General features: G+C 46.2%; 19 protein-coding genes and 1 tRNA gene. 15 read left to right on the top strand and 5 right to left on the bottom strand.

Annotation, left to right across the window (positions count from 1 at the left end):
- Positions 1-2: 2 nt before the first annotated feature.
- The 10 genes from F6Q11_RS02565 (at position 3) to F6Q11_RS02520 (ending at position 7942) form a co-directional block, all read left to right on the top strand.
- Positions 3-200 carry a 30S ribosomal protein S27e gene (locus tag F6Q11_RS02565; RefSeq protein WP_297026147.1) on the top strand — a complete coding sequence of 66 codons (198 nt, stop codon included), beginning with the start codon at positions 3-5 and terminating at the stop codon, positions 198-200.
- The gene (locus tag F6Q11_RS02560; protein WP_297026146.1) at positions 197-961 is read left to right on the top strand and encodes a translation initiation factor IF-2 subunit alpha; all 765 of its coding nucleotides are present in this window, start codon (positions 197-199) and stop codon (positions 959-961) included. Before F6Q11_RS02565 ends, F6Q11_RS02560 begins: the two co-directional genes overlap by 4 nt.
- Entirely contained in the window at positions 958-1146 is a 189-nt protein-coding gene (locus tag F6Q11_RS02555) for an RNA-protein complex protein Nop10 (RefSeq protein ID WP_297026145.1), read from the top strand. The genes F6Q11_RS02560 and F6Q11_RS02555 overlap by 4 nt, the downstream gene beginning before the upstream one ends.
- The gene (locus tag F6Q11_RS02550) at positions 1118-1873 is read left to right on the top strand and encodes a proteasome assembly chaperone family protein (protein ID WP_297026144.1); all 756 of its coding nucleotides are present in this window, start codon (positions 1118-1120) and stop codon (positions 1871-1873) included. The genes F6Q11_RS02555 and F6Q11_RS02550 overlap by 29 nt, the downstream gene beginning before the upstream one ends.
- Positions 1870-3201, top strand: a complete 1332-nt coding sequence (locus F6Q11_RS02545; RefSeq protein ID WP_297026143.1) for a cobyrinate a,c-diamide synthase — start codon at positions 1870-1872, stop codon at positions 3199-3201. Before F6Q11_RS02550 ends, F6Q11_RS02545 begins: the two co-directional genes overlap by 4 nt.
- A 74-nt stretch (positions 3202-3275) precedes the next feature.
- Entirely contained in the window at positions 3276-4721 is a 1446-nt protein-coding gene (locus F6Q11_RS02540; RefSeq protein WP_297026142.1) for a menaquinone biosynthesis decarboxylase, read from the top strand.
- Between the two features lie 12 nt (positions 4722-4733).
- Positions 4734-5618, top strand: a complete 885-nt coding sequence (locus F6Q11_RS02535; RefSeq protein WP_297026141.1) for a UbiA-like polyprenyltransferase — start codon at positions 4734-4736, stop codon at positions 5616-5618.
- Between the two features lie 73 nt (positions 5619-5691).
- A complete protein-coding gene (locus tag F6Q11_RS02530) occupies positions 5692-6450 on the top strand; it encodes a transcriptional regulator (RefSeq protein WP_297026140.1) in 759 nt (252 codons plus the stop codon).
- 186 nt (positions 6451-6636) lie between these two features.
- A complete protein-coding gene (speD, locus tag F6Q11_RS02525) occupies positions 6637-7032 on the top strand; it encodes an adenosylmethionine decarboxylase (RefSeq protein WP_297026139.1) in 396 nt (131 codons plus the stop codon).
- Entirely contained in the window at positions 7010-7942 is a 933-nt protein-coding gene (locus F6Q11_RS02520) for a hypothetical protein (protein ID WP_297026138.1), read from the top strand. The genes speD and F6Q11_RS02520 overlap by 23 nt, the downstream gene beginning before the upstream one ends.
- A gap of 233 nt (positions 7943-8175) precedes the next feature.
- Here F6Q11_RS02520 and F6Q11_RS02515 read toward each other — a convergent pair whose 3' ends face one another.
- Together F6Q11_RS02515 and F6Q11_RS02510 are read right to left on the bottom strand one after the other, a co-directional pair.
- Positions 8176-9162 (bottom strand): bifunctional pantetheine-phosphate adenylyltransferase/NTP phosphatase, encoded by a 987-nt coding sequence (locus tag F6Q11_RS02515; RefSeq protein WP_297026137.1) that lies wholly within the window; start codon positions 9160-9162, stop codon positions 8176-8178.
- A 65-nt stretch (positions 9163-9227) separates the two neighbouring features.
- On the bottom strand, positions 9228-10436 hold the full coding sequence (locus F6Q11_RS02510; RefSeq protein ID WP_297026136.1) for a PLP-dependent aminotransferase family protein: 1209 nt from the start codon (positions 10434-10436) through the stop codon (positions 9228-9230).
- A 167-nt stretch (positions 10437-10603) separates the two neighbouring features.
- Between F6Q11_RS02510 and F6Q11_RS02505 the strand changes: the two genes are divergently transcribed.
- Both F6Q11_RS02505 and endA read left to right on the top strand, forming a co-directional pair.
- Positions 10604-11110 (top strand): GTPase domain-containing protein, encoded by a 507-nt coding sequence (locus F6Q11_RS02505; RefSeq protein ID WP_297026135.1) that lies wholly within the window; start codon positions 10604-10606, stop codon positions 11108-11110.
- Complete coding sequence (gene endA / locus F6Q11_RS02500) at positions 11111-11980, top strand: tRNA-intron lyase (protein ID WP_297026134.1); 870 nt, start codon at positions 11111-11113, stop codon at positions 11978-11980.
- On the opposite strand, the gene rpsB is transcribed toward endA, so the two are convergent.
- Complete coding sequence (gene rpsB / locus F6Q11_RS02495) at positions 11977-12576, bottom strand: 30S ribosomal protein S2 (RefSeq protein ID WP_297026133.1); 600 nt, start codon at positions 12574-12576, stop codon at positions 11977-11979. The genes endA and rpsB overlap by 4 nt on opposite strands.
- Before the next feature lie 220 nt (positions 12577-12796).
- On the opposite strand from rpsB, the gene F6Q11_RS02490 reads away from it, so the two are divergent.
- The 3 genes from F6Q11_RS02490 (at position 12797) to F6Q11_RS02480 (ending at position 15495) form a co-directional block, all read left to right on the top strand.
- On the top strand, positions 12797-13978 hold the full coding sequence (locus F6Q11_RS02490; RefSeq protein ID WP_297026132.1) for a glycine C-acetyltransferase: 1182 nt from the start codon (positions 12797-12799) through the stop codon (positions 13976-13978).
- Positions 13979-14203: 225 nt separating this feature from the next.
- Positions 14204-14277 (top strand) — tRNA-Arg (locus F6Q11_RS02485).
- A gap of 60 nt (positions 14278-14337) precedes the next feature.
- Entirely contained in the window at positions 14338-15495 is a 1158-nt protein-coding gene (locus F6Q11_RS02480) for an MFS transporter (RefSeq protein WP_297026131.1), read from the top strand.
- On the opposite strand, the gene F6Q11_RS02475 is transcribed toward F6Q11_RS02480, so the two are convergent.
- A complete protein-coding gene (locus tag F6Q11_RS02475; protein ID WP_297026130.1) occupies positions 15484-16692 on the bottom strand; it encodes an MFS transporter in 1209 nt (402 codons plus the stop codon). The two genes, F6Q11_RS02480 and F6Q11_RS02475, sit on opposite strands and share 12 nt — an antisense overlap.
- A 158-nt stretch (positions 16693-16850) precedes the next feature.
- Positions 16851-17501 (bottom strand): metalloregulator ArsR/SmtB family transcription factor, encoded by a 651-nt coding sequence (locus F6Q11_RS02470; RefSeq protein WP_297026129.1) that lies wholly within the window; start codon positions 17499-17501, stop codon positions 16851-16853.
- Positions 17502-17547: the final 46 nt, after the last annotated feature.

Genomic DNA, 17547 nt, shown 5'->3' with positions numbered 1-17547 from the left:
ATATGGCAGATGTTAAATTCGTCAAACCAAAGAACATAAACGGCCACTTCGTGAAGATCAAATGCAAGGACTGTGGTAACGTTCAGGTAGTTTTTGCCAGGCCATCTTCGATTGTAACCTGCAACATATGCGGCGCCACCATCGCAAAGCCGACTGGAGGTACGCTCGCAACCTCTGGTGAGGTAGTAGAGGTACTATGAATATTAAACCCCTCCCAGACAACGGAGACCTCGTGGTCGTAAGGATAACGGAGGTAAAGAACTTCGGGGCAAACGGTGTCCTGGAGGAGTATCCCGGTGTGGAAGGCTATATACACATATCGGAGGTTGCCACGGGCTGGGTCAAACATATAAGGAGCTACCTTCGCGAAGGTCAGCGCGTGGTCTGCAAGGTCATAGGCGTTAATCCGGACAGAAAGGTCGTTGACCTCTCGCTGAAGCGTGTAAATCAGCATCAGAGCAGGGAGAAAATAGCCGAATGGAAGAACGAGCAGAAGGCCGATAAGCTATTCGAAATAGTATGCAACAGATTGAATCGGAAACAGGAAGAATGCAAAGACCAGTTTGGCAGAAAGCTTGTTGAGCTGTTTGGGACGCTCTTTGCCGCCTTTGAAAATGCCGCGCAGTCAAACGGGGAATGGCTTCCTGATATTCAGGGCGACTGGAAGGATGTGTTTGTGGGGATTGCCAAGGAAAACATAACGATACCGGAAGTTTCAGTTTCCGGCTACTTTGAGGTTTATTCCCTCGCCTCCGATGGTGTCGATAGAATAAAGGAAGCTCTCGCCATACCAGAGGATGCAGGCAAGGTTGAACTCGAATATGTTGGTGCTCCAAGATACAGGGTCGTGGTCAAGGACAAGGACTATAAGAAGGCAGAAGAAACACTCAAAAAAGTTGTACAGATAGTCAACGAAAAGGCAAAAAAGCTGCAAGTTGAAGTGGAGTTCAACAAGCAATGAAATCACTGATAAGGAAATGTCCCAGGTGCCACACCTATACTATGGAGGAGAAATGCCCAAAGTGCGGTTCAGATACCTACATGGCTGTGCCGCCACGTTATTCCCCCGTGGACAGGTTCAGGAAGTACAGGATTGAGGAGTTGAGAGGTGAAATTAATGGAGAAAATAGTGGTCATCAAGTATAAGGATGTCAAACTTAAATCCCCGATACTAATCGGAGGTCTGCCAGGCATCGGGAATGTGGGGAAGATAGCGGCGGATTACATAGTTGAAAAACTGAACATGACAAAGATGTATGATATATTTTCACAATACCTTCCGCCTCAGGTATTCATCAATGACGACAGTGTGGTGCATCTTGTAAGGAACTCGATCTACTATAAGAAAATGCGCGGAAAACATGATTTGGTGATTCTAGCTGGTGACTTTCAGGGAACCACTCAGGAGGCGCAATACGAACTATCATATCAGGTTCTTCAGATAGCCAAGGAGATAGGTGTATCCATGATCTACACGCTTGGAGGCTATAGCATAGGGAAGATAGTCGACAAGCCGCGTGTTCTTGGGGCCGTGACCGATAAGAACCTGATAGGGGAACTTGAAAAGAACGGCGTTGTCTTTCCGAAGGGAGAACCAGGTGGGGGGATAGTTGGTTCCGCCGGATTAATCCTGGGTCTTGGAATGGAGCTCTTCAGCATGAACGGTGCCTGCCTTATGGGCGAGACCTCAGGATACTTTGCCGATCCAAAGAGTGCCATGGAGGTCCTCAACGTTCTTCAAAAGCAGATAGGTATAAAGATAGACATGAGCGATATCGAGACGCGCAGCAAGCAGATAGAGCAGATAACCGGAAAGATGGCTGAGGAATTTCAGAACAAGCAAAATAAGGAGGATCTGGGTTATTTCGGATGAAGATCCCTAGACTGATAGTGGCCGGTACCGAAAGTGGCGCCGGAAAGACAACCATAACAGTTTCCATAATTCTTAAACTGATGGCGAAGCATGTCAAGGTCAAGCCATACAAGATTGGCCCGGATTACATAGATCCGCAGTTTCACAGGTTGGCTTCCGGTGTTCCAAGCGAGAACCTTGACCTGTGGATGATGGATGATGATCAGATAAAATACCTGCTGATCGAAGGATCTAAGGGCTACGACATATCCATAATTGAAGGCGTCATGGGCATCTTCGACGGAACCGGAACGGATTTTTCTGGCAGCACATACGATCTGGCACGCAGGACCGGAACGCCAATAATCTTGGTTCTTGATGGCTATGGAATATCGGCCACTGGTGCCGCCATCGTCGCTGGAGTTAAGGCCTATGCCGGAGACCTGATCCGCGGGGTCATCGTCACAAGAGTCTCCGGAGAACCGCACTATCGCTTGATCAGGGGTGCGATCGAGGAAAAGACCGGTGTCCCAGTTCTGGGATACATGACAAGGAATGAGAGGGCCGTTATTGAGAGCAGGCATCTTGGTCTTGTACAGGCCTACGAGATAGGTGAGATAAACAGTGTATTCGAAGCCATAGAGTCGAGCACCTTCATAGATACCGAAAGATTGATCGATATAGCCGGATCCGCAGAAGATATTTATACATCCTACCGTCCAGCTGTTGATCGGTTGGGCACATTCAAGATATCCTTGGCTATGGACAGCGCCTTTGATTTCTATTACGAGGAAAATCTGAGGATATTGAGGAGGATGGGTGCAAACATCAGTTATTTCTCCCCCATAAGGAACGAAGTACCTGGCTCAGATAGCGATCTTATATATCTTGGCGGTGGTTATCCAGAGGTATTTGCAGGAATGCTCGAGGCCGCCAAGGATACCAGGGATGCAATACTTTTCGCTGCAGGCCATGGCACTGGCATCTACGCGGAGTGTGGAGGATACATGTTCCTGTGCAGATCACTGGAAAGCACAGAAGGCCGAGTCTATCAGGGTGTTGGGATCATCCCAGCATCCGTGTATTTGGAGAATAAGCTTGTAATAGGGTACAGAGAGATCAGCGCCAGGAGGGATACCGGAATACTTAAGTCCGGAGAAACAGCAAAGGGGCATGAATTTCACAAGTCGAGGATAAGGTTCGAAGGATCGTACAATCATCCGTTCCTGCTTCGGAGCAGGTCATCCTCAACCGAGGACGGATTCTCAGATGGTACGGTTACGGCCACCTATGCACATGTTCATTTTCTATCCAATCCTCATGTAGCGGAGAATCTGCTTCAGTCTTGATGGTATAGATCCATATTAGAATCAAGCGATAACGTTATGGCTAAATTTCTTAATGTCAGTTGGCATGAGCTGGTATGCTGTTCGATGATCTGCACGAATATCTTGATTTTCTGGCAAAGAAGAATGATCTTATATCAGTGAACGACCAGGTAGACCCGGATCTGGAGCTTACATACATACTAAGCGAGGAAGAGCGCATAGGGCGTGGGCGGACGATACAGTTCAACAGGGTGAAGGGAAGTGAGATACCGGCTGTGGGTAACCTGTTCTCAACGTACGAGAAGATGAAGACAATCCTGGGCGATGATCCATATCAGATCGGTCGCAGGATAGCCGAGATAGCTCAGCCACCGGGGGATAGCGAGAGCTTCATAGGCAAGGGCATTGAGATGATGAGGGAGCTCGGCGGTCTGAGGCCAAAAATAGCGCAGAGTCTGCCGTCAGGCTATGACGATCTGGACAGGGTGGATCTGTTCAGGTACCCGATATGCAAAACCTGGCCGCAGGATGCCGGAAAATTCATAACTCTACCTCTTGTCATAACGAAGGACCCTGAAACAGGGACAAGGAACATGGGCATGTATAGGATGCAGGTCTATGACAGCGAAACCACTGGAATGCACTGGCATATTCACAAGGGAGGATCGGAGAACTTCCAGAAGGAGGCGCAGAGACATGAGGTCATGGACGTCGCTGTCGTAATAGGATCGGATCCGCTGACCATATTCTCTGCGGTGGCCCCTCTTCCTAATGGAATTGACGAGTTCATGTTTCGTGGGCTTGTCTCAAGGAAACGTTTCGATCTCGTGAAGGGCAAAACGGTAAACGTGGAATACCCAAGGAATTTTGAGATAGTCCTTGAAGGGTATATCGATCCCGCCGAGACGCGTGTAGAGGGCCCGTTCGGAGATCACACGGGTTATTACTCCTTGGAGGAGCAGTTCCCTGTATTCCACATTAAGAAGATCATAGAGCGCAGGGACAGGATCTATCCAACGACAATAGTCGGAAAAATATGGCATGAGGACGTTATAATGGGAAAGACCATAGAGAGGATGTTCCTGCCTCTGATACAGATGGTCATGCCTGAGGTAGTGGATATAAACACCATGGAGGAGGCGGTATTTCACAATATGGTCATAGTTTCTATAAAGAAGAGGTATCCCGGTCATGCAAAGAAGGTGATGTTCGGGTTATGGGGCATGGGCCAGATGATGTTCTCCAAGATCATCGTTGTTGTGGATGATGACATAAATGTGCACAACAGGAAGGAGGTAATATGGGCTATGACCACCAGGATAGATCCGGATAGGGACGTAATAATAATACCGGGCACCGTTACGGACAGTCTTGATCATGCATCACCGATCTTCAACTACGGCTCAAAAATGGGCATTGACGCAACAAAGAAGAGGCCGGATGAGGGATACCAGAGACGTTGGCCAGACGTCCTTGAGATGCCGGAGGACCTCGCAAACAAGGTCAGGGATCTGATGAAGAAGAATGGATTGACTCAGTGATGAGACCTGGCGATGCCAGATGTGGCGGGTACGCATATGAACTTCAGAGATATAGTTGATTACATAAAGCTGGAGCACACGGTCTTCGATCTGCCCTTCATATTCACTGGATACGTTATCGCGGCTGGAAGGTACATATATCCCCTGAAGATAGTACTTATACTTATAGCCGCTGTATCTGCAAGGGCCTCTGCAATGTCCATAAACAGGATTGAGGGCCTCCGCTATGACGTTATCAATCCAAGAAAGAAAGACTGGGCTCTGGTTTCAGGGAGGATATCTAAGAGGGAAGCCATATTGATGACGGTATTCTTCGTTGTCGTATTCGAGGTATCCACGTATTTCCTCAACAGGCTTGTCCTGATTCTCTCTCCATTGGTTATATTCCTTTTCCTTACGGACCCTCTTCTAAAGAGGATCACGCCGTGGAGGCACATATATATGGGGTCGACAATCGGCGTCGGCGTCCTTGCGGGGTATCTTGCGGTCATACCTTCGTTCCCCATGGACCCCTCCATATATCTTATATTCATAGGATCATCCTTCTGGATAGCCGGCTTCGATGTTATATACGTTATACCGGATATAGAGTACGACAAGCTGAATGGCCTTAAAACGCTGATGGTAAGATACGGGCTGAAACGAGGGCTCCAGATATCTGTTATATTTCACGCTATAACGCTGTTATCGTTCTGGGCAGTCCTATTCTACGTGAGGACGTACTGGTACCTTGCGGCCATGATCGCGATAAGCTTCCTTGTGGTTTACCAGCATGTGATACTTGACCCATCAAAGCCTGAAACGGTCAGAAGGTCGTTCTTCAATGCCAATTCGTTCATAGGGTTCCTGTATCTGATATCGCTTATACTTGGTATATTGTTGCCGGCGCGTCTATAATGCAGATCCACCTTGTCAAGTGATGCAAAGCCTTACAGTAAAAAATATTAGTTTCATTTATATATTGTAATGAATGTTACCCAAACCAGACCAGATTAACCAGATCATAGTTCTTCTGAATATATACCATGGAAAAAGGAAGCCCTCAGAGATAGCAAGGGAGATGGACATAACCCTTCAGGGAGTAATATATCATATAAAGAATCTGCGCAAAGAGGATTTCATAGATGACGAGAACAGGATAACGAAGAAGGGGTTTGACTTCCTTTACAGGCAGCTCTCTGATATGCGGGAATTTATCACATCAAATATACTCGATCTGGACAGCGTGATGGTCTGGGAGGCGATAGCTGCCGAGGATATGAACTCTGGTTCTACGGTATATCTGAGAATGAAGGATGGATATCTTTACGCTTACCTTAGTGGAGGAGGCGCAACAGGCAGGGCTGTGAACGATGCACACGCTGGCGGCCTTGTCGATATCACTGGCCTTTCTGGGCTTATCGACGTTCCATTCGGAAAGCTATCGGTTCTTGTCATTCCAGATTCAATCGACCACATGGTGAATGATAAGTTGAAAAAAACCATAGACGGTCTCAGGCCAGCACTGCTGGCTGCAATGGGAGAGGCAGGATACGTGGCGCTGAACAGCATAGGTTTGAAACCAGATATAGAGTATTCAGCGCTGCAGGCGGCCTTCGAAGCCTGTGTCAGGGGGCAGAACGCCATCCTAGTCACTTCACGGAGGCGTCTGCACTATTCAATGGCAGAGATACCACAGCTTGAAAACCGTTACAGCCCTGTCAAAGCGAACATAATAGACCTTTCATGAATATTTTGAACCTTATTATTATATTTAAAATATTATCTTTTATAAATTATGAATAACTGGCAATGGATTTGCTAAAATAATAGCTATTCATAAATTTTATACATATGATCCAGCTATGTAAAATATTTAAATACAACATATTAATTCTTTCCTTAACCTAAGGGGTGAAAACCTGTATGGAGGACGATGGAAGTGGGAGTAGGAATTCATATCATTGCAGATTTCTACGGGGTGGATTCAGAACTGATAGCTACTACAGAACGCATGTATCCTATCATAGAGGGCGCTGTAGAGTACGGCCGGTTGACTAAGATATCATCGGACTATTACCAGTTCCGGCCAAAGGGTGCAAGCGGCATAGTGCTTTTGGCCGAATCGCATCTTTCGTTCCACACGTGGCCCGAGTATGGCCTTGTAACGCTGGATATTTATACATGCGGGGATCCGCGGACGGCGGATGATGCCTTTGCCTATCTCGTGGATAAACTTCGGCCTACGTCCATATCAACTAGAAAGATTATACGTGGGGATATGATAGAAGAGGCGGGAGAGAACCAGATTGAGGAAGCCGCACTCCATTGAAATACTATCATCACTGGCAATATTATCCATCATCGTCTTTTTATCAGCTGCCAGTTCACTTATTTACATTTCTGTATTTTTCATATTTTCATTGTTCGTTCTTGTATACTCAAGCGATCTGTTCTTCGACAATGCGGTTCCCATGTTCAGATCCGTGGGCATAGGTGATATGTATGCGGGAACAATATTCGTGGGCCTTGCTTCTGTTCTTGATGAGATAGCGCTATCAGTTTCATCTCTGGTATTCCGTCACCCTGAGATAGGCATGGGTGCGGTGGAAGGTTCAAACCTCATAACCATGATTTTCTTCACCGTGATCATGGCTGTAAGCTATCTGCGCGTAGTGAGGATCTTCACAGTGGATATGATAATGATAGTTATGCTGACCACGATATCCATCATCTTTGCTGAGATATTCGTCTCTGTACCATGGTACGGGAGCATAGTACTCTTCATACCCTTCATCATCTATCTCATCATAAAGATGAGGAGCAACATAGTGTCGGATCATGATGCACGTGGATACTCTAAGATCAGTCTTGTTGTCAGTTTCTTCCTCATATTCATATCATCAGATGTGCTGGTAAGGAGCACATTAGGCATAGCAGCGTATACCGGCATCAGCATTGTGGACCTCAGTGCATATGGCATAGGCATCATATCTTCCCTCCCTGAGGTCATAATGATACTTGTGTCGCTTATGGGTGGGAAGAAGATCGTGAGCATGGGTATATTCACTGGGAGCACCATCTACAAGATGAGCCTGATCCCGGCTTTCATTGTGGCTGCTGAACCCACTGGATTCAGCGATCTAATCTACATGCTTCTGGCTATTCTCTGCATGTCGCTCTTCGTTTTAGCATTGAGCATAATTTCTGGAAGAAGATGGAGCAGAGTTCATAAATCATAACCATAGTTCCGCTAACTGTCTTTCCGCTCACAGAAACCAACCTTTAAAGAAAGTAGGTGGCTGGGGAAAGCTTTAAAATATCCTTCAGGCAAAGAATGCACGATTTCCCACAATGGAAGAGCCCATTGATGGCATTCATACGTTCGTGATAATCGGATCAGGGACAGTCCGGAAAGATGCCGGTGCAGATCCTTCGCCTAAAACGAATCCCAGAAGCTTAGCTGATGGTCGGATCACGGCGGTGTGTACGTTGAATCGTAAAAGTCAGGATCGAGTCTGGGAATGAACGCATTTCTGATAGATTCCTCAATGAGTTCTATCCTCCTCAATTTTCCATTGGATAGTTTTCCGATTATGCCCTCCGCCTGATCCAATTCAGTTACGCTGAAATGTCCAGAATAGGCATCGGAAAATGTACGATCGTGCTTAATCCTGTCTACTATATGATCTGAGATTTCGAAGCCGCTGCTCATGCCCCTCGTGACGTTTCCGAATCTATCCATGACGACGCAGTAGTGCACATCGTAATACCTCTTTGAAAATTTTTCGTATATTATACCTGATTCAATTCCAACAGAATAATCATTGTCTCTCAGCGATTCCATGGCGCGTTTTGTTGCCAACTCCATGGTCTCCTCATTAAATGGCTGCTGAGTTTTCAGATCGTAATTCTCGTTTTTTATTATCTGGTAGTTCTTCACGAATCTCCTGACGAATTTTTCCACTGCGTTGATCTTTGCCTCATTTCTGGTGGATATGCCAACCTTAAGTGGGGCCAGTCTTCTTCCATTGGTGTCTATCTCCCCATTAATTATCCTCGTAGAACTTATGGGGAACAGATCCTGAGCAAGGACATATGGGACGCGTATTATCTTCAGAGGCGGAAGGCCGTTGCTCACCCTAATCTCGTTGATCTTGAGCGATCGTGGATAGGTCTCAGGCGATACAACGATCGCTTCATAATCCTTCTCATAGGGGGCATTGCCATTTCTGTCATCTATCTGTCTTATTCTGAACCTTTTAGTTCGCTTTATCATAAAGTTATATAATGCCCTATAGCGCACACTGTAAGGCACTGCAGGGTATACTTTGTTCTTCTTCACATATTCGTCGCTGGTCAGGCCGATAACAACCTCATTTCCTGTATCTATGGCCGCGTTTAGCAGTGCCTTATGTCCTTTGTGAAGCTTTGAGAAGGTCCCTCCTATGACGGTTATCATCCTGACGTTATGGCATGAACGATAAAATATATTTGGCTTTAGGCTGAAAACCATGGGGATGGAGGTTACTCCACTACCTCCATCTCCTCATTTATGACGTATGCGAGGCGTTTTATTCCCTCTACTATCTTATCATCGTCTGAATAGGTGAAGTTAAGTCTCATGCTGTTATGCTTCTCTCCATGAGGATAGAATGCGGCACCGCTCACGTATGCAACCTTTGCCTTCAGTGCCCTTTCCAGCATCTTTGTCGTGTCGATCCTCTCATCCAGGGATACCCACAGGAACATACCCCCATTCGGCTTCGTGTATTTGACCCCTTCTGGGAAATACTCAGATATTGATTTAAGCATCAGGTCGCGTTTTTTCCTGTACAGGTCTACAGTCTTGGGTATCTGCCTGTATATGTCTCCCCTCTTCAGATATTCGTACGCGATGTATTCTGATAGAGAATCAGATGCTAGATCAAGACCCTGCTTCACAAGGTTTATCTTCTCTATTATCTGCCTGTCCGCTATCACATATCCTAGCCTCAGGCCAGGTGCCATGACCTTTGAGAATGTACCCAGATAGATCACGTTCCCGTCGTCATCCATGCTCTTTATGGACGGAACAGGTGCTCCATCGTACCTTAGCTGGCCATACGGGTTATCTTCAACTATGGGTATCTCATATCTTTTTGATATTTCCAGCAGCTGTTTTCTTCTGTCAAGCACCATCGTGGTTCCTGCTGGATTCTGGAATGTCGGAATCACATATATGAACTTTGGCTTTGTCCCATTGGACATGAGGTTCTTTATCCTGTCCTCAAGGGCATCTATGTTCATTCCTTTATCGTCTAGATCAACGGCTATCATCTCGGCCTTGTTGGAATTGAAGGCGGATATGGCTCCAACATAGGTTGGCCCCTCAGTTATGACGGTGTCTCCCGGGTTGGTGAATATCTTCCCGATGGCGTATAGAGCCTGCTGTGATCCAGTCGTCAGAATGATCTCCTCCCTCTTCGCCCTGATCCCTTCGGTCTTCTCGACATATTTTGCGAGCTCATCCCTGAGTGGGTCAAGACCCTCGGTAGTCCCATACTGAAGAGCTTTTTTACCGTAATTCCCTATAACATCGTTGAGTATCTCCTTCATCTCATTCAGTGGGAATGATTCTGGGTTTGGCATTCCACCGCCAAATGAAATAAGATCCGGATCGGAGGTGTACTTCAATAACGACCTTATCTCAGAGGGCTTTATGTACCGAAATATATCAGAAAATCTGTATTCCATGATTATTAAATATCATGTAAATATATAAAATTATAGTGCCATTATTTAGCAGATGCGTTTTTCACGAATTCCGTCTGAGATCTGCTGTCAGTGGTCAGGGAAATCCAGCACGCAAGGACGTTATTTCAGAGGAAAAAGTATAACTAAAAGGTACCTATTGATGCCCAATGCCCATTCAGAAACTAGCTTGGAAATTCCTCGTGATTGGCTCAAAGGGTTCAGGAAAATCATCATTCATATCATTCATGGTGTACGGAGAGATGGCTCCTGGCATTCCAAGATCCATGATCAAGAAGACAGTTACACGAGAGATAGATGGTAAAAGATACAGCGTCGATATACTCTTTCAGGAGGCAGATGAAGATGCCGGGAAAGTCATGGGTACTGCCACTGGGATGATCGTGATAATAGATCTAACCAATCCAGAGAGTCTTGGATTCGCTGAAAAAGTCATTGCGAGGGCATACGAAATGAACAAGATCAATGTTTACATAGTAGGAAATAAGACCGATCTGAAATATGAGGCTCAGATATGGAAAGAGGATCTTGAAAAACTGAGCAAGAGGTTCGGTTCTAAATTTTATATGGTCTCGTGCAAGGATGGTACAGGCTTCGATGGCATCCTAGATGATATGGTTGATAAGATAATAAGCAGGAATGTGTTGAGGAAATAGATGGAACAGGGTATCTGTGGATCCCGCATCTTCTTTATCGAGAATGGTAAGAGCAAAAATTACATCATAGGAAAGTACAGGATCGGCTATTTGAGCGGAGATAACCTAGTTCTAGACCAGTATGAATGCTTATATCTATATTTAAAGGGCATTATAAGTTTCCAAGAAGAGGGGGCCTTCAGGGATATCTTCGATACGGTCACTTTTGACAGGTATGTGGCCTATGAACTTCTGAAAAACAAGGGGTATCGCGTGAAGGAGGATTCCGGGCTGATCTACTTCAGGAAGGGAACGGAAAAACCGCTTAGCCTCAGGGTCATGAGAGAATACGACAGGATAGAATTCTCAGAACTTGTTGAGAATCCCGTGGACTACTACTTCACCGTGGATGAGGAGGGCGATCCGACGATATACTCATCGCAGGAGGTATTCCCGGAGGGGAGAAATCCGGTATCGCAAATATCTGGAACGGTTGTGAGGATGGGCGGTAGGAGCTTCGTGACTGGAGATCTGGACTCATGGATAGGGTCTGCATTTCATGGGTTAAGGCTTCTGACGGAGAATGAGGCGAACTACATCGCTGGAAACCGAAACGCAACGCCAGTCGATACCGTATATTCGGATCTCATCAATAGGGGCTGTATTGTGAAGACCGGGTTCAAGTACGGTGCAAATTTCAGGGTATACCTTGGCATGGACAGCCAGCATGCCGAATACCTTGTAAGCGTTATGTCTGGGGAGGAGAGATGGTACGCCATAAGCAGGGGAGTGCGTGTCGCCTCAAGCGTAAGAAAAACAATGATATATGCAGATATATATAAAAATGAGGTCAGATACGTAGCGCTGAAAAGGGTTAAGGATATTATCTAGATCTGAGCCTCGAAATCATCTATTGTATACTTGAACTGGTCGTAGCTGGTTATTGTTCCCCTGTTCTTCAGGATCTCTCTGGCAAGCAGCCAGTATATAACCGCCAGGGATCTTCTTCCCTTGTTGTTCGTCGGTATTATCAGATCCACAAAGTCCGTCTTGTTGTTGGCATCGCACAGGGCTATTATGGGGATGCCAACCTTTATTGCCTCCTTCATGGCCTGAACGTCGGCCAGCGGATCGGTCACAATTATGACCTTTACTTCCTTGTAGAACTTCAGGCTTGGATTTGTGAGCGTGCCTGGATTGAACCTTCCAGTTATTGCCGTAGCGCCTGTGACCTCAGCAAATTTGGCAACCGGTCTGAAGGCATATTGCCTCTGGGCAACCACGAGTATATCCTGTGGCTCAAAGCGGGCCAGCATTTTTCCTGCGACGATCAATTTGCTGTTTGTCTTTTTGACGTCGAGGATGTAAAGGCCATCGTTCCTTATCTTGAATATATACGGCTTCATATCGCTGGATTTGACCTGCGTACCGATATGCACTCCCGACTTCTGGTACTCTTCTTCTGGAATTAGCATCTCTTCATCCATCTGATCACCTATTCACCATTAGTTTATCTTTAATTATGCGAGGGTTCTCACTACCTGCTCTATGAGTTGATAGCTTTCAGGTATATAGCAATTTGTGAGGATCGTGTTGATGCCGCAGCCAGCCCGACCAGCTAGGTGAATGTGTAGATGGGCAAGCAAATATGTGGCAGGCAGCATAACGCTGTGAAATGATTATATAGGCTCTACCGATTAAATAAATATGCAGAAATTGAGCTGGGTGGAGGAGGAGCTTTCAGCCCTCAAGGCTGAGGGTAGATACGTACCGATAAGGACGATAGAGAGCGCTCAGGGATCATGGGTGACTATCGGTGGTAAGAAAGTCCTGAACATGTGCTCCAACAACTATCTAGGGTTCGCCAATCATCCTGAGACAAAGAAGGCAGCCATAGAGGCTATAGAGCAGTACGGAGTCGGTGCTGGTGCTGTCAGATCCATAGCAGGTACAGACGAGATTCATGCAAAGCTGGAGGAAAAGATAGCCAGATTCAAGCACATGGAATCTGCTCTGGTATATCAGGGAGGGCTTCTGGCAAATGTGGGAACGATACCGGCGCTCGTTGGAAAGGATGACGTCATATTCTCTGAAGAGCTCAACCATGCCAGCATAATAGATGGGACAAGGCTGAGTTCAGCGAAGAGGATCGTGTACAAGCATCTCTCCGTTGAGGACCTTGAAAAACAGATCAGAGAGAACAGGTCAGCTTTCAAGAAGGCCGTGGTGATAACAGACGGAGTTTTCAGCATGGATGGAGATATCGCGCCTCTGCCTGAGATAACGGAGGTCGCCGAAAAGAACGACGTGATGGTCTACGTGGACGATGCGCATGGAGAAGGCGTTCTTGGCGATCATGGTAGGGGAATAGTCAACTATTTCCATCTCGAGGATCGAGTAGACATAGAGATGGGCACATTTTCTAAGGCTCTTGGATCCATGGGTGGATTTGTTGCTGGGTCAGCGGATCTCATAGATCTTCTGAAGCAGAAGGCCAGGCCGTTCCTTTTCAGCAGCGCTCTTAACCCAGGTGATGCCGCTGCAGTCCTCAAGGCCATAGAGATCCTTGAGAAGGACGATTCGCTGATAAAGAAGCTGTGGCACAATTCCGACATACTGAAAAAATCATTATCTGATATAGGATACAACACAGGCCACAGCAAGACGCCGATAACGCCGGTCATAATAGGGGACGAGAAAAAGACCGTAGATCTGAGCAAGAGACTGTACGACGAGAAGGACGTATTTGCCTCGCCAATCGTTTATCCTACGGTACCAAAGGGTACGGCCAGGATCAGGCTCATGCCGTCTGCAGTTCACACAGACGCTGATATAAAGATCGCTGTGGACGCATTTTCAGATCTCGGAAAAAAACTTCATATAATCTGAACGATCACGACCGTTCTTTTTATATCCTTTTTATTAGTAAGTACCTTCAATGAATTCTAGATATGTGCTGCAGGAAAGCACGGATCGGAGATCTGGTTCACCGTTGGATCAACGTTAATCATTTACTCACCAAGAAATTTTCTTCATAACGCTTTCTATAACCTGAACCTGGGTTTAGTGGAAACCCTGACGTCACTATAAATATGTAAAATGAATACCGTGAATGCCCGAGTGGGGTAATTTGGATATCCTGGAGGCCTGCGGAGCCTCAGATCCGGGTTCAAATCCCGGCCCGGGCATAAAGATTATAGGATCAGGGGGCGGGAACCATAGAAAGGACTTCAGGATCCGTTTTCAGTTTGGCTAATATTGTTTCTGCCAGGGCGCTCCTGAGCTTCAGTTACGGTTTTCTCAACGTTCTTGTCAGCCTGTACCTTCATCATATCGGATACTCTTTTCTTACGGTGGGCATAATACTTGGTTCAGCAATAGTCCTGAGCTCTTCACTCACCTTTCTCATGGCAATGCTTGCGGATCACTACGGAAGAAAGATGGTGCTTGTTTTCCTTTATCTTATCTTTGCAGTCTCATCTTTCGTATTCCTCAGTTCAAAGGACGTTTCTATCCTTATACTTCTGAGTGGTCTTGGCAGCTTCACAGGTTCCGGTGGTGGGCCGATAGGATCCGGAGGGCCTTTTGGAGCTGTTCAGACTGCATTGATAACTGAGTTCACGGATAGAAGCAGGTTCTCAAGAGTACTTTCAACAGCTTCCGCTATTGGCCTGATATCCTCTAGCGCTGGCTCATTCCTCATCGATGTTGTTGAGAGGTTGGATGGAAACGTCTTTAGTCTCTTTTATGTAGCCGGCTTCATGGGCATCATAGGCATGCTGATAACTGTATTCCTCAAGGACAACGGTGTCAAGAGCAGCAGATTGCTTCCCACGATATCATGGAAGCGGATGATAAAGCTCTCGGTACCAACTATACCCAATGGGATAGGTGCTGGATTTATATCACCCATCTTCTCTCTTTGGTTCCACCTTCGTTATGGTATATCATCCGGTGAGATAGGGTTGATCTTTGGCATCTCAAATATCTTTGTTCTTCTGCCTATGTTGCTGATACCAAGGATCATAAAACCTGAGTCAGAGCTCAGCGCAATAGTGTGGACAAGATCGGCATCTTCGATCCTGCTCATAGTTCTGGCTTTCGTAACAGTCCCCCCTCTTGCCGCTGCAGTCTATATTGCCAGGCAGGGCCTTCAGATGGGAGCGGTGCCGGTTCGACAGTCCTTTTCTATGGGTATCGTGGATAGCACGGAAAGGGCCACAGCCTCGGGAGTTACCTCTATGACCAGAACGGGTTTTTCTGCAGCATCTCCACCTGTGGCCGGAGACCTGCTTTCCATCAGCACGATCTATCCACCGCTCATAGGCGGAATAATAACGGCTGCTGACCCACTGCTGTACTATTTCCTCTTCAGAAGTTCCTTCGGGAACCGGTCAGGATCCTGAATCCGTCCTTGGTTTTCCAGACGCTTCGTCGTACGTTTCCGCGATAGACCATAGGTTGGTGCCACCCTTCAGAACAAGGGCAATAGCCATCGCCAAGACCGTTATGGCGCTCATTGCCAGAAATAGATCAATGGAGCTCACCCGGTCGATCTCAACGGTGAACACGGCGAGTATCGTCATTCTGGTTATGGTGGAGAAAAGAGAAACGCCTGAGGAAAATCTGCCCTGAAGATCTCTTGGCACATACTTCATAACCAGAGAATTTCTGTTTATGCGCGTTCCCGGGTTTCCAATTCCATGCAGACTCTGAAATAACAGGAAGGCTACAAAACTTGAAGAGAACGGCATTAAAATCAGTCCAGCCAGATAGATCAGGAAGAAGATGAAGGTGTTTGTCATCTCCCTCCTGCTTGGGAATATGGCCATAAAGAGGCCAGTTATGGCGGCAAACGCTGCATAATCAATTTCTGACAATGAAATATCCGCAACACCGCCGTGGATGACGTTCACTATGAATACGGGCTTCACCAGATTACCAACGGTGACCATTATGAAAGGAAAATTGAGAAGGTATATCAGTGCGATCTGTTTCGGGAATCTTCTGATGACAGATATTGTTCCAGTCATTCCATCTACACCATGTCTGGTGTTCTTGGTCGGTCTGTAATCGTCCCGCAGATACCATAGGGGTATAAGCGAAACCGATGCAAGGAGGGCTGCAACAACGAGTGCCGTTCGCGGTCCAAGAAAATGCAGGAGCGGAATGGCCATAATCGGTCCGATGATGGATGGGAGCTGGCCGGAGATCTCTGAGAGGCCATTGGATCTGACGTACAATCCTGATTCGGATATGGTCTGTAGAAGCGCCCGCATTGCATCAAAGTAGAATGTTTCGCTTACATCAAGATAGATCATAAGAGCTGATAGGATGAGTATTGGACTTACCTGCCAAAAATTCCATACTATGAAGATGAGAACCTCTGCTATTGACGACGATCCCTGTATGATCTGAACGATGGTCTTTCTTTTCATCGAATCTATTATCTTCCCTATGGGCGCTTGAAGTCCAGTTATGACCGTAAGAGAGACCAGCATGATGGCACCGAAGATAATCCTCCCTGTATGGGTCGAGCTGAGCAGAAACATTATATATATCTCGATGGGGAGGCTGGATGAGAGGAACATCACCTTGGTCATATTGAAAAGGCCAATCGTTTTATTATTGGGATTCACGCCGTTTCATTTCAGCTGAATTAATAAATTAAACAGTTTATAAAATTTATAAATGAACAACAATCGAAGAAAATCGAATTGATAGAGAATGTCAGCATTTCTGGCTTATGGTGGTGCAAAATTCAAAGATCTGCTTCCTTTTTTTCTATAAGGAACCTGCACGTGCCATGACCATTTACCTGCGTATGTGAAGACGTAACGTTCATTCCCAAAACGGATTCAAAAAGGTGACATTCCAGTGCACATGCCTCACCAAATCTCCTTGATATGGTAAAGATTGGGCAGTTGTACTCTAGCAACTCGTACTTGCCATTTCCCACCTTCTTGATCTCTGGGACGTAGTTCTCCTCATACCGTAGCTTAACGAGCCTCTCTACCCTCTCATCATCCCTTGCGCTGCCAATGGCTATCCTGTAAGTTTCTGCAATCTCAGTGTATCGCTTATTGAGGAATTTAAGGATAAGATCCCTGTTTCCTGTGGCAACAAGGAATTCGATCAGATCTGCCAGAACCCCGCCGCTGGAAGAACCGAATGCCTCAGAGGATCCTCTCAACAGATAGAATCTGTAAAACGGTCTACCCATATCGCCCTTTGTTATTCTTCTTTCAATGAGATGCCTGTTTTCAAGGGCCTGAATGTGTTTAAGTACCGCCATCTTAGATACTCCTATCTGGTCTGCAATCTGCTGAAGCGTCATCCCATCCGATCTCTTCAATGCAATAAGTATCCTTGTCTCTGTGGGATAACCTCCAAGTTCCATTTCATCTGCCATAGGTCAATAGGATATATTATTTAATTAACTTTTCCGATTATAAAGT

Origin of the sequence: Thermoplasma sp., assembly GCF_008709555.1 — an archaeon.
Lineage (GTDB): Archaea > Thermoplasmatota > Thermoplasmata > Thermoplasmatales > Thermoplasmataceae > Thermoplasma.
Note: the sequence above shows the minus strand (reverse complement) of the source record. Positions and strands in the feature narration are given on the sequence as shown.

Bases quoted from the DNA above. Each gene is read 5' to 3' on its own strand.
- F6Q11_RS02565 (WP_297026147.1), top strand. From the start codon at position 3: ATGGCAGATGTTAAATTCGTCAAACCAAAGAACATAAACGGCCACTTC.
- F6Q11_RS02560 (WP_297026146.1), top strand. From the start codon at position 197: ATGAATATTAAACCCCTCCCAGACAACGGAGACCTCGTGGTCGTAAGG.
- F6Q11_RS02555 (WP_297026145.1), top strand. From the start codon at position 958: ATGAAATCACTGATAAGGAAATGTCCCAGGTGCCACACCTATACTATG.
- F6Q11_RS02550 (WP_297026144.1), top strand. From the start codon at position 1,118: ATGGAGAAAATAGTGGTCATCAAGTATAAGGATGTCAAACTTAAATCC.
- F6Q11_RS02545 (WP_297026143.1), top strand. From the start codon at position 1,870: ATGAAGATCCCTAGACTGATAGTGGCCGGTACCGAAAGTGGCGCCGGA.
- F6Q11_RS02540 (WP_297026142.1), top strand. From the start codon at position 3,276: ATGCTGTTCGATGATCTGCACGAATATCTTGATTTTCTGGCAAAGAAG.
- F6Q11_RS02535 (WP_297026141.1), top strand. From the start codon at position 4,734: ATGCCAGATGTGGCGGGTACGCATATGAACTTCAGAGATATAGTTGAT.
- F6Q11_RS02530 (WP_297026140.1), top strand. From the start codon at position 5,692: ATGTTACCCAAACCAGACCAGATTAACCAGATCATAGTTCTTCTGAAT.
- speD (WP_297026139.1), top strand. From the start codon at position 6,637: ATGGAAGTGGGAGTAGGAATTCATATCATTGCAGATTTCTACGGGGTG.
- F6Q11_RS02515 (WP_297026137.1), bottom strand. From the start codon at position 9,162: ATGATAACCGTCATAGGAGGGACCTTCTCAAAGCTTCACAAAGGACAT.
- F6Q11_RS02510 (WP_297026136.1), bottom strand. From the start codon at position 10,436: ATGGAATACAGATTTTCTGATATATTTCGGTACATAAAGCCCTCTGAG.
- F6Q11_RS02505 (WP_297026135.1), top strand. From the start codon at position 10,604: ATGCCCATTCAGAAACTAGCTTGGAAATTCCTCGTGATTGGCTCAAAG.
- endA (WP_297026134.1), top strand. From the start codon at position 11,111: ATGGAACAGGGTATCTGTGGATCCCGCATCTTCTTTATCGAGAATGGT.
- rpsB (WP_297026133.1), bottom strand. From the start codon at position 12,576: ATGGATGAAGAGATGCTAATTCCAGAAGAAGAGTACCAGAAGTCGGGA.
- F6Q11_RS02490 (WP_297026132.1), top strand. From the start codon at position 12,797: ATGCAGAAATTGAGCTGGGTGGAGGAGGAGCTTTCAGCCCTCAAGGCT.
- F6Q11_RS02475 (WP_297026130.1), bottom strand. From the start codon at position 16,692: ATGACCAAGGTGATGTTCCTCTCATCCAGCCTCCCCATCGAGATATAT.
- F6Q11_RS02470 (WP_297026129.1), bottom strand. From the start codon at position 17,501: ATGGCAGATGAAATGGAACTTGGAGGTTATCCCACAGAGACAAGGATA.